The organism is Micromonospora sp. NPDC005979, from assembly GCF_040614415.1.
Lineage (GTDB): Bacteria > Actinomycetota > Actinomycetes > Mycobacteriales > Micromonosporaceae > Micromonospora.
In genome coordinates this window covers 308078-320065 of record NZ_JBEXUR010000001.1, presented here as the reverse complement: position 1 = coordinate 320065, position 11988 = coordinate 308078, and the positions used below count along the sequence as shown (strand labels likewise).

Annotated in this window: 9 protein-coding genes; all 9 read left to right on the top strand. The window is 70.7% G+C overall.

Annotated elements, in window-relative coordinates:
• Positions 1-62: 62 nt before the first annotated feature.
• The 9 genes from ABZ272_RS01360 (at position 63) to ABZ272_RS01320 (ending at position 11905) form a co-directional block, all read left to right on the top strand.
• Positions 63-206 (top strand): hypothetical protein, encoded by a 144-nt coding sequence (locus ABZ272_RS01360; RefSeq protein ID WP_355047888.1) that lies wholly within the window; start codon positions 63-65, stop codon positions 204-206.
• Between the two features lie 13 nt (positions 207-219).
• A complete protein-coding gene (locus ABZ272_RS01355; RefSeq protein ID WP_355047887.1) occupies positions 220-6408 on the top strand; it encodes a S8 family serine peptidase in 6189 nt (2062 codons plus the stop codon).
• 127 nt (positions 6409-6535) lie between these two features.
• Positions 6536-7153, top strand: a complete 618-nt coding sequence (locus tag ABZ272_RS01350) for a TetR/AcrR family transcriptional regulator (protein WP_355047886.1) — start codon at positions 6536-6538, stop codon at positions 7151-7153.
• Positions 7150-7821: a VC0807 family protein gene (locus tag ABZ272_RS01345; protein WP_355047885.1), complete on the top strand. Its 672-nt coding sequence runs from the start codon at positions 7150-7152 to the stop codon at positions 7819-7821. The genes ABZ272_RS01350 and ABZ272_RS01345 overlap by 4 nt, the downstream gene beginning before the upstream one ends.
• Positions 7818-9032: a nucleotide disphospho-sugar-binding domain-containing protein gene (locus ABZ272_RS01340; protein WP_355047884.1), complete on the top strand. Its 1215-nt coding sequence runs from the start codon at positions 7818-7820 to the stop codon at positions 9030-9032. The genes ABZ272_RS01345 and ABZ272_RS01340 overlap by 4 nt, the downstream gene beginning before the upstream one ends.
• A complete protein-coding gene (locus ABZ272_RS01335; protein WP_355047883.1) occupies positions 9029-9931 on the top strand; it encodes a helix-turn-helix domain-containing protein in 903 nt (300 codons plus the stop codon). Before ABZ272_RS01340 ends, ABZ272_RS01335 begins: the two co-directional genes overlap by 4 nt.
• Positions 9932-9987: 56 nt before the next feature.
• On the top strand, positions 9988-10581 hold the full coding sequence (locus tag ABZ272_RS01330) for a dihydrofolate reductase family protein (RefSeq protein WP_355047882.1): 594 nt from the start codon (positions 9988-9990) through the stop codon (positions 10579-10581).
• Positions 10578-11498 carry an NAD(P)-dependent oxidoreductase gene (locus ABZ272_RS01325; protein WP_355047881.1) on the top strand — a complete coding sequence of 307 codons (921 nt, stop codon included), beginning with the start codon at positions 10578-10580 and terminating at the stop codon, positions 11496-11498. The genes ABZ272_RS01330 and ABZ272_RS01325 overlap by 4 nt, the downstream gene beginning before the upstream one ends.
• Before the next feature lie 23 nt (positions 11499-11521).
• Positions 11522-11905, top strand: a complete 384-nt coding sequence (locus ABZ272_RS01320) for a TIGR03618 family F420-dependent PPOX class oxidoreductase (RefSeq protein ID WP_355047880.1) — start codon at positions 11522-11524, stop codon at positions 11903-11905.
• Positions 11906-11988: the final 83 nt, after the last annotated feature.

Below are 11988 nucleotides of genomic sequence, written 5' to 3'. Positions count from 1 at the left end.
GCTCACCGAGCATGAGTCCATGATCCATAGCCCATGGGCGATGAATGCCTGAGCGTCCCGTCGTGCCTGACGACTCCGCCCTCGAACACCAGCCGCCACCCGAGCGGCCCGGCGAATCGCGCGTCACCCCGCGCGACGCCTCCGACGTACGCGACGCCGACGGTGCCGTCGACCACGAGAGCCACGACCCCTACCAACCCCTGTAGGTGGAGGACCCCGATGAGATTCAAAGCCCTCGCGGCAACGCTGGCCACAGCGGTCGGCCTGAGCATGCTCCAGCCGATACCGGCGTCCGCCGCCGAGCCGGATCCCGGCACGGCGGCCAGGAAGATCGCGCCGACCCTGAAGGACCGCTTCCGCACGCAGCCGGCTTCGGACTTCTGGATCACGTTCGACACGAAGCCCGACCTCGGGCCGGCGAAGAAGATCGCCGACTGGACGGCCCGTGGCCAGTTCGTCTACGACGCGCTGACCGCAGCGTCGAAGAGCTCCCTGGCCTCCGTCTCCACCGAACTCGACCGGGCCGGGGTCAAGTACACCCCCTACCCGATCGCCAACGCCGTGCTCGTCAAGGGCGGCACCGAGAAGCTCGCCCTCGACGTGGCCGCGCGGGCGCAGGTCGCCGAGATCCACGCCACGCCGCAGGTCGCCCTGGTACAGCCGGTGGAGAAGAAGCTCCCCGCTGACCAGGCGGCCCGACCCGCTGCCCCGAAGGCCGGCGCGGACGACGTCGTCACGTGGGGTCTCGAGGCCATCCACGCCCCGCAGGCGTGGGCCATGGGCGCCACCGGCGCGGGCATCACCGTCTCCAACCTCGACTCGGGCGTCCAGTTCGACCACCCCGCCCTCTCGCGTCAGTACCGTGGCGCGAAGCCGGACGGCACCGTCGACCACAACTACAACTGGATGGCCACCCGGGGGTCGTGCTCGGCCGCGCCGTGCGACGACAACGGACACGGCACGCACACCATGGGCACCATGGTCGGCGTCGACGGCACCGACCACGTCGGCGTCGCCCCGGACGCGCAGTGGATCGCGACGAACGGCTGCTGCGAGAGCACCGGTGTCGAGTCGCTGCTGCGCTCCGGCTGGTGGCTGCTCGCCCCGACCGACCTCCAGGGCAACAACCCCGACCCGTCCAAGCGCCCACACGTCGTCAACAACTCGTGGGGCCAGACCGTCGAACACGACTTCGACGACTTCTTCCAGGCCGTCGACGAGGCCTGGACCGCCGCGGGCATCTTCAGCACCTGGTCGTCGGGGAACACCTCGCCGTACGCGGCCTGTGACACGGTCTCCTCGCCGGGCTCCGCGGCGAGCGCCTACTCCGTCGGCGCCTACTCGGAGGACGGCACGATCGCGTCGTTCTCCCGCAAGGGCGAGGGTGAGGGCGATCGGATCAAGCCCGAGATCTCCGCGCCGGGCGTCAACGTCCGCTCGTCCTACCCGAACAACAACTACGTCGAGATGGCCGGTACGTCGATGGCGGCACCGCACGTCGCCGGCGCGGTCGCGGCGCTCTGGAGCTACGACCCGACCCTGATCGGACAGGTCGACGAAACCCGTCGCCTGCTCGCCGAGTCGGCCACCGACGTCGACGACACCGAGTGCGGCGGCACCGCCGAGCTCAACAACAAGTACGGCGAGGGCCGGCTCGACCTCGTGCGCCTGCTCGAGCTCGCGCCCCGCAAGGGCGGCACCCTCACCGGTGTCGTGACCGCCAACGGCGCCCCGGTCCCCGCCGCGGAGGTGACGATCAGCGGTCCGTTCAGCCGGTCGATCGGCACCGACAAGGACGGCCGCTTCACCACGAACCTGCCGGTCGGCGACTACCAGCTCACCACCAAGGTGTTCGGCTACCTGACCGCGACCGCCAAGGCCACGATCACCCTCGGCCAGGACACCTCCGTCACGCTGCCACTCACGGCCGCCGCGAAGCACGACATCAGCGGCCGGGTCGTCGACGACAAGAAGCGGCCCGTGCCGAACGCGGACGTCGCGGTCCAGGACACGCCGCTGAAGCCGGTACGCACGGACGCCAACGGCGCGTTCACGTTCACCGCTGTCCCCGAGGGCGCGTACAAGCTGACCGTCACGCCCAACTCCTGCTTCTCACCGAAGACGCTCCCGCTGACCGTGGGAGCAGAGAACGAGTCGCCCGAGATTCCGGTCGGGCTCGTCGTCGACAAGGGCGGCTACAGCTGCGCCGTCACCGAGGGCGAGTACCTGCGCGGCACCGAGCAGGTCACCTTCGGCAGCGGTGTGTGGGCGACGGTGAAGCTGCCGTTCCCGATCGCGCTCTACAACGGCAGCCACGACACCCTCGGCGTCGGCCTGCGTGGCGTGATCGCCCCGGACGGCAGCACCGGTCCCGGCTACGGCGGCGCGGGCGCCTTCCCGTTCTACATGGAGAGCCCCGCCGAGTTCGCCCCCGGCGGGGGTGTCTTCACGGCCGCCACCAAGGTCAACGGTGAGGACGCCTTCGTCGTCGAGTACCGCAACACCAAAATCTGGGCCTACCCGACCCGGTCGGAGTACACCGAACCGGTCAACTTCTCGGCCACCTTCACCCGCTCGGGCACGATGATCTTCGGGTACGGCGACGGCGTCGGAACCGACGACCCGGTGACCGCCGGCGCGAACGCCGTCACCGGCATCCAGGGCTGGGCCGGCGTCGACGGTATCCGGTTCTCCGATCACGCCCCGGTGCTGCGCGACGGGATGGTCGTCACCTACGACATGCCGGACTTCGGGTACCTGGACGCGACCGTCGTGGACAAGAACGACGGGTTGCCGGTGGCCGGCGCCAAGGTCTCCTTCAGCACCAGGGACGGGCTCGTCGAGGCCGTCACGACCAACGGGACCGGCCTCGTGCACCGCCAGCTTCCGACGGGCGACTACACCATGACGGTCGAGGCGCCGAACTACACGACCGGGTCGTACCCGTTCTCGCTCGACAAGCTCTACGCGCAGGCGAAGATCGACGCGCGTCTGACCACGGGTGTCGCCGGCCTGAAGGCCGACGGCCTCGAGACGCTGTTGGGTACCGACCAGAACGGCGTGGGTTCGCTGACGCTGACCAACACCGGCTCCGCCCCGCTCACGTACGACCTGGGCGAAGCCGCGCGGCACCCCGAGCTCGACGCCACCGGCGCGACCGCGCGTACCGGCACGGGTGCGGCCAGCACGATCGACCTGGCCGGCTGGAAGGCCGGCACGAGCGGCATGACGCCGTCCAGCAACGACAGCAAGGCCGCCACGTCGAGCACCGCGGAGGCCCAGGCGGCAGCGAAGGTCGGCGCGACCTCCGGCGGAGACGTCATCACCCGGATCAAGATCCCCGGCAAGGTCGGGGAGAAGGTGCCCACCGGCGTCGGCTACGACGGCGACGTCTGGGTCCACGACTACGAGGCGCGCACCAACACCGCCTATACGGTGACCGGCAAGAAGACCGGCAAGGTCTTCGACGCGGCGTGGAACCCCGAGTACCGGGCGTTCGACATGGCGCTGGACACCAAGACCGGTGACATGTGCCAGATGGAGGACAGCCCGGCCAGCTTCATCCACTGCTTCAACCGGGACACCGGCAAGGAGACGAGGCGGATCAAGGGCGACTTCGTCACGTCGCAGCTGACCGGTCTCGCCTACAACCCGGCCAAGGACGTCTTCTACGTCGGTGGCCGGCGGAACGGCAAGATCGGAACCGTGGCCGGTACGTCGCACGACAACCCGGGCGCGCTGCTGTCCTTCTGCACCCCGCCGCTGCCCGAGATCATCGGCCTGGCCTACAACCAGGCGTCGGACACGATCTGGTACACCGACCTCACCTCGAACCGGCCCACCCGCCTGCTGCAGGTCGACCCCGACGACTGCTCGCTGGTGAACGCGTGGTGGTTCCCGGGCCAGAAGCCGAACCAGGGCGGTGGCCTCGAGACCGACTCGTCCGGAGCGCTGTGGGCCGTCGATCAGGTCGCCGACGACGTCGTCCTCGTCGACGTCGAGGACGATCTGCTCACCGACCTGCCGTGGCTGTCGCTCTCCTCGACCGGCGGCACCCTCGCCCCCGGCCAGTCGACGACCGTCCAGGTCTCGATCTCCTCGAAGGGCGCCAAGCCCGGCGTCCAGGGCGCGAACATCGTCGTGCGGTCCGATTCCGGACGCCAGTCCAAGACGTACGTGCCGGTGACGCTCACGACCACGAAGTACCAGGTCGGCGTCAACGCCGGCGGCGCGAAGCTCACCGACGGCACCGGCTACACCTGGTCCGCCGACCAGCCGGCGAGCAAGAAGGCGTGGGGCTACGAGGGCAAGACGAAGGTCACCTCCACGAAGGCCCCGATCGCCGGCACGACCGACGACCTCCTGTTCCAGTCGCAGCGCACCACGGCGGACAAGCAGCTGTTCTACCGCTTCCCGGACGCGCCCAAGGGCACCTACGCGATCGACTTCGGGTTCGCCGAGATCGACAAGGCGCCGAAGGGCAAGCGGGTGTTCGACGTCCTCGTGGACGGGACGCTGCGGGACTACGCGTACGACCCGGCCGCAGCCGTGGGGCCGAACGCCGCCGACTGGCGCAAGGCGGTCGTGCAGCACGAGGGCGGTCCGCTGACCGTGGAGCTGCGGGGCTCGAAGGGCCTCAAGGCCCCGAGCATCGCCGCGCTGCGGGTGACGCTCGACCCGCGGGCGGACGCGGTGGAGCCGGATCCGGAGCCGGAGCAGCCGGACCCGGGGCCGGTGCCGGTGGCCCCCGCCGGTCGCTCGTACTCGATGAAGGTGACCGAAGGGCTCTATCGTCAGGGCACCCAGGAGTCCGGGTGGCTGGGCGACGAGCTGTGCGGGCCGCTGTTCTTCGACGCCAACTACCTCCAGCCGTTCTACGACACGGCCTGGGACGGCGTGTGCGTCACGACGAACGGCTCGCTCTCCTTCGACCGCGCCGCCGTGTGGTCCACCAACACGGAGCTGCCGTCGTCGGACAACCCGGTCGACGCGATCTACCCGTTCTGGGACGACCTCGTCGTCGACGACGAGGCGGGCATCTACCTCGGCACGACCGAGGTGGACGGGGTGCCGGCGCAGGTCATCGAGTGGCGCAACGTCACCTTCTACAGCGACCAGACGGCCCGGGTGAGCTTCTCGGTCACCCTGATCGCGGACGGTCGGATCCAGATCGGCTACGGCGACGGCGTCGGCGGCGACAACCCCCTCACCAAGGGTTCGTCGGCGACGGTCGGCGTGGAGAGCCTGAACCGCAACCCCGCGAGCCAGTACTCCTTCAACCAGCCGGTCCTGAAGGCCGGCCTGGGCCTGGAGTACACCCTCCCGACGGCGGGCACGATCGAGGGCACGGTCACCGACAAGAACGACGGCAAGCCGATCGAGGGCGCGGCCGTCACCCTCAAGGGGCCGAACGGGGAGCGGGTCATCACGACCGATGTCAAGGGCCGGTGGAAGGCCCAGGCGCTGATCGGTGGGACCACCGTGCAGGTCGACGCGCCGAACTACGTCACCGCCAGCCACCCGGTGACCATCGCCCGCAAGGATCAGGCCGAGGTGGTCGACACCGCGCTGGCCACGGGCGTCGCCACCGTAACCGGAGAGGACATCGACTGGCTCCTCGACAAGGGCCAGAAGGCGACGGCCGACGTGACCGTCACCAACACCGGTTCCGCACCGCTTCAGGTGCGGGTCAGCGAGCAGAAGCGCACCGACGACGGTGGGCACGAGGCCGCCGACCTGCCGTGGCTGGCCCTCACGGGCCCGGCCGCGACCGGCCCGATCACGCTCGCGGTCGGCACGTCGACCACGGTCACGGTGACGGCCGACAACGCCGGCATCAAGCCCGGCGTACTCGTCGGGGACGTGCTCGTGGCGTCCACCACCGGTAAGGGTGAGAGCCAGCTCAAGCCGGTCCGCCTGGCGACGTCGGCCTACTGGAAGGGCGTCGACGCGGGCGGGTCCGGGTACGTCGACGCCTCGGGCTTCTTCTGGGCGCCCGACCAGGCGCTCGGCTCGCGGCAGTGGGGCTACGTGGGCGGTAAGGCGCTCACCACCAAGGCCGACATCGCCGGTACGACGGACGACGCGCTGTTGCGCACCCAGCGGACCGGCGACACGTTCAGCTACGTGTTCAAGAACGCCCCCGCCGGGACGTACCGGATCGGCCTCGACTTCGCGGAGCTCGAAAAGGTCAAGGCCGGCAAGCGCGCCTTCGACGTGCTCGCCGACGGCAAGGTCGTGCTGTACGACCATGACGTGCAGGCGAAGGTGGGCGCGTTGACCGTCGACACGAACACGGTCACGGTCGAGCACACCGGCGGCGACCTGACGATCCAGTTCACCCGGGAGAAGGGCGAGGGCGATCCGATCCTCAACGCCCTGAAGGTGCAGGAGGACCCGCGCCTCTGAGGAGATAGCCGCTCACTGGTCAGAGCCTCCCCGGCGACGTCGCCGGGGAGGCTCTGGCGTTCCCGCACCCGCTGCGCCGATCCCTACGCCCTTGACGGGAAGCCGACCTTCTGCTGAACTTTTATCTATGCAGATAACACCGGGGGTCGATCGAAAGACGCAGATTCTGGAGGCGTTCGTCGAGTTGCTGGCCGAACACGGCTTCGCCGGGGCGACGTTCGCGCGGATCGTCGAGACGGCGCGACTCAGCAGCACGCGGCTCATCACGTACCACTACGACACCAAGCAGGAGTTGGTCGCCGCGGCGTTGCGCCACATCGTCGGCCGGGCGCAACAGGTCATGGTCCCGGCGATCGAGGCTGAGTCGACGGCACGCGGCAAGCTCGCCGCGTACCTCCGCTCGAACTTCCGCTTCCTGGGCGAACGACCGGCGTACGCCCGCGCGGCCGTCGAGATCGTCCGCAACCTGCCCAGGGACACGGCGGATGGGGATGGTCGCGAGGACGTACCGGTGATGCTGCTGGCGCACCTGTTCGTCGCCGGCCAGGAGTCCGGGGAACTGCGCACGTTCGACCCGGTGGTGATGGCGGTGACGGTCCGTGCCGCCGTCGACGCCGCCGTCGAGCGGTTCGCCAGCGGTGCAGGGTTGGACCTGGCCGCCTACGCGGAGGAGTTGTGCGCGCTCTTCGACCGAGCGATCGCCGCCGAGCCGGCCACGAGGGATCGTGGGGAGGTGCTTCGGTGAGGCCGGTCAGGAACGACACCCAGCCGACGCCGACTGCCGCCGGGCGTCCGGAACAGGACGCGCGCCGCGCTCTGGTCGGACGAATCCTCGTCGACGTGGCCCTGCCCCTGCTCGTCTACTACGCGCTTCGCGCCCTGGGCGCCGACGTGCTGGCCGCCACCCTCGCCGCCGGGGCGGTCCCCGCGGCCAACGCCGCCCTGGTCGCCGCCCGCAGCCGGCGGATCGACGTCGCGGGCCTCGTCGTCGTCAGCCTCTTCCTGGCCGGCGGCGCGCTGAGCGTGGTCACCGGGGACGCCCGGTTGCTGTACGTCAAGGACGGCTGGCTCACCGGCCTGCTCGGCGCGTGGGTGCTGCTGTCGCTGGCCATGAAGCGGCCGTTCATGCTGCACCTCGGCACGGCCATCGCCACGGCGAAGGTCGGTGATGCTGGCGCTGCCGCGTGGCAGCGACGCTGGACCGACGATCCCGTCTTCCGGCGCCGACTGCGCCTGGTGAGCGTGGTGGTCGGCGTCGTGCTGATGCTGGACGCCGTGGTCCGCGTCGCCATCGCGTCAGTGATCGACCTGGACGCGGTCGCGACGCTCACCAACGTGCAGTACGTCGTCATGCTCGCGGGCCTGCTGTCCTGGTTCTTCTGGTACACCGCCCGGCACGGGCTGCGCGCATGAGCACGAAGGCCGGTGCGCACGTCGCCGTCCTCGCGGTCGGTGCCACTGGTCACCTGTTGCCCGTGCTCGACGTCATCGAGGAGCTGCGGGCCCGCGGACACCGGGTCACCTGTCTCGCCCCGGACGTCGCGGCACCCGCCGCGCGACGTGTCGGCGCGGACGTCGTGACGTACGAGTCCACGCTTGTCACGCGCCCGTCGTCGGCGGTGCCGCCGACCGACTTCGCGGTGTGGCTCCCGTTCGTGCTCGTGGCGGAGGCAGCCGCCGTCGTACCCCAGATCATCACCGTCCTGCGCGGCGACGTCCCCGACGTCCTGCTCTACGATCGGGCCGCGCATCCGGCCGGCCGTGCGCTGGCGCAGTTGCTGAATCGGCCGGCGGTGGCGATGTTTCCGTCCTTCGCGCAGGGGCCGGCGTGGTCGTTGGCCGCCGCCACGGGGCAGATGAGCGTCCTCGACCCCGCACATCCCGCCTTCACCCCGTTGCAGGACCAGCTCGACCAGTTCTCCGCGCGCTGGGGACTGGAGCGTGGCACCGTACGCGACCTGGCCGAGGCACGCGAGCGGCGATCGATCGCGTTCCTTCCACGGTGGTTTCAGTGGAACGGAGACGAATTCGGCTCGGACCACCACTTCGTCGGGCCGTGCCTGCGCTTGCGGCTCGGCACCGGCCCGGCAGCGTACGAGCGCCTCGTCTACGTGAGCGCGGGCACCGCGGCGGCCGAGCCCGAGGCGCTACGGCCACTGATCCGAGCAGCGGCCGCCGCGGCGCCCAACCGCCGGGTGCTCGTGTCCACCGGCGGGCTCCCGATCGCCGCTCTCGGGACGCTGCCCGACCGGGTCGAAGCCCACGAGCACGTCGACCAGCTCGCCGCGTTGGCGCAGGCCGACCTGTTCGTCACGCACGCCGGGATGGGCAGCGTCATGGAGTCCCTCTGGTTCGGCGTTCCGATGGTGTGCGCGCCGCGTACCAGTGAACAGCACGTCGTCGCGGCACGGGTCGAGGCTCTCGGTCTCGGGGTGAACCTGTCGAACGGTGCTGGTCCGAGCAGCGACGTCGAGGCCCGCATCCGCGACCTCCCGCACGATCCGACGATCCGTGAGCGTCTGCGTACCGCATCGGCGACGGTACGGGCGGCCGGCGGCCGTCGAGCGGCAGCGGACGCGGTGGAGGGGGCCCTCGCCTCCGACGGGGATCAGGTCCGCGCGTGACCGGAGACGGGTCCTACGTTGAGCTTGCCCCGCTGCCAGGGCTGGTCGACCACCTTCGGACCGTGTGGGTGCAGACCACCGGGACGGCGCCCTACCTGCAGCGGCACCTGCCCACCGGTGGCGCGGAGCTGCACTGGCCGCTCGGCGGAGAGCCGCGCCTGCTCGGCCCGTTGACCGGACCCCGGGTCGAGGTGATCCCCGCGTCGACGACCCTGCTGGGCGTCCGATTCCAGCCGGGGGCACCCGTTCTGATACCTGGTGGCGTCGGGGACCTGCTGGACCGGCAGGTCGCGCTGGACGACCTCGGTCACCGGTGGGTGGACCGGCTCGGCGAGGCCATTGCCACCGCCGTCACGCCTCGGGCGGGGCTCCTCGTCCTGCAGGAATTCCTGCTGCGCCGCACCCGGACGTCCGGCAGGGATCCCCTCGTTCGCGCGGCGGTGCGCATGCTCATGCCCTGGGCGCCGCGCGAGATCGGCGTCGTCGCCGACCACCTCGGACTGTCGGTCAGTCAGTTCCGTCGCCGCTGCGTGTGGGCGGTGGGAACGGGTCCGAAGTCGTTGCAGCGGACGCTGCGGTTCCAGGGTTTCCTGGCGTTGGCGCAGTCGGGCACCACGGCGGCCGGACGGCGCGGGACCGACGGGATGGCGGGACTCGCCGTCGATGCGGGGTACGCGGATCAGGCCCACCTGAGTCGGGAGGTGCGGCGTCTCAGCGGGCTGACGCCGGCCGGACTACTCGGCGCAGAGGTCGGCCGGTGCTCGTGCGGGCACGACCACACCGCGTCGTACGCGCCGTTCCTCGCGGCTCGACCGCCCGAGAGAGTGCACGTCGGTGGGCACGCAGACCACGTGACGGTGCGCGATTCGTTCAAGACCGGCAAGCGCGTCGCTCGATAACGTCCCCCGTGGCGGGCCGGCACCTATCCGGTCTCGCGACGAGTGAGAGGCGATACATGAGCAAGGTCCTCGCAGCCCTGTCGGTCTCGGTCGACGGATACATCACCGGTCGTGACCCGGGACCCCGACGCGGCCTCGGTGACGGCGGCATGCTGTTCGACTGGTACTTCGACGGCGACACCCCGAGCGCGGTCTTCGACGGTTTCCGGCTGAGCGCTGCCAGCGCCCGCGTCTTCGACGAGGCCGCGGCCCGGGTGGGGGCGAGCCTGGCCGGGCGCAACACCTACGACGACTCCGGCTGGGACAACGGCGGCACCCCGCACCCCGACGCGCCGCTCGTGGTGCTCAGCCACCGATCGCTGCCCGCCGAGCATCCCCGCCAGACTCTGGTGACCAGTGGCATCGAGGAGGCCGTCGACACGGCCCGCCGCCTGGCCGGCGACAAGGACGTGGCCCTCATGGGGGGCGGAGTGACCACCGCCGCGCTGGCCGCGGGGCTGGTCGACGAGCTGATCCTGCACCAGCGGCCGGTGCTGCTGGGCGTCGGCCGGCCGTACTTCCAGACGCTGTCCGCGCCGGTCGAGCTTCGTCTGATCGAGGCCGTCGCCGCGCCGGGCGTGACCCACCTGCACTACGAGGTGGTCCGGTGATCCTCGTGACCGGTGGCCTCGGCATGATCGGCGCCCAGACCGCGCGCGCCCTGACGGACCTCGGGCACAGCGTCGTCGCGACCGCCCACCGGCGAACCGAGCGCCCGTCGTTCCTGCCCCACGACGTCATCGTCGAACGACTCGACGTCACCGACGCCGCCGCGGTGTCCGCCCTCGGCGATCGGTACCGGATCACCGACATCATCCACCTCGCCGGCAGCATCCCCGGCGAGGATCGGGTGGCGTACCTCCGTGCGGACACCGCCAGCCTGCTCACCATGCTCGACGCCGCACGCGCCTGGCGTGTGCGGCGCTTTGCCGTTGCCGGCAGTCTCGGCTCCTACCTGGGCCGCAGTGAGGTCCCCTGGCACGAGGACCTGGCCCTGCCCACAGCACCGGCACCACACCCGATCATCGCGTTCAAGAAGGCGGTCGAACCACTCACCACGAACGCCCTACAGGGCACCGGCACCGAGGCGGTCGTGCTCCGCATCGGCAGCACCTGGGGACCGCTCATGGACCCGGCGACACCCTTCAACGCGATCCCGCCCTACATCAGCGCCGTGCTGCGCGGGGAACGCCCGGCGGCGGTGCACGCCCACGACGGCGGGGACTTCTGTTACGCGCCAGACGCCGGGCGCGCGATCGCCATGCTCATCACCGCCGACACCCTCGCCCACGACGTCTACAACGTCTCCAGCGGCCAGCCCTTCACCAACGGGCAGCTTGTCGACGCCGTGCGCGCGAGCGTTCCGCGCGCACGGCTCGACGTGGTCGACGGACGCCGGACCGGCCCCGGGCGCGATCCCTACCTCGACATCTCCCGGCTCAGCGCCGACACCGGGTTCAAGCCGGCCTTCGACGTCACCACCGCGGTGGCCGACTACGTCGCCTGGCGCACCCACCACGATCGCTGACCGCCAGACCAGGGGAAACAACCATGCTGCATGCCGACATCCGCCGCGTGCTCGACGAAGCACCGATCGCCCACCTCGCCACCGTCCTACCGGACGGCTCACCGCACGCCACGCCCGTCTACGTCGGCACGCACGGCGAACACATCGTCATATTCACCGGGCCGGATAAACGTAAGGCGCGTAACCTACGACGCGATCCGCGCCTTGCGTTGTCCATCGCACCGGCCGACGACCCGTTCACCCCGGTCGCCGTACGCGGCCGCGTCGTCGCCTGGATCGACGGCGACGCCGGCTGGTCGATCATCGACCGCATCGTCGCCAAGTACACCGACGGGACCTACCCGCGCGAGCACGAACGCGTCGTCGCCGTCATCGAGCCCGACTTCCAGACCATGGGAATCCGCTGACGCCCTACCGGCCGGCAACCCTCGCAACGCCGCGATGCCCCGTTTTGCGGTCACGGACGGACCCCCGACCCTCCGGTCGTTAC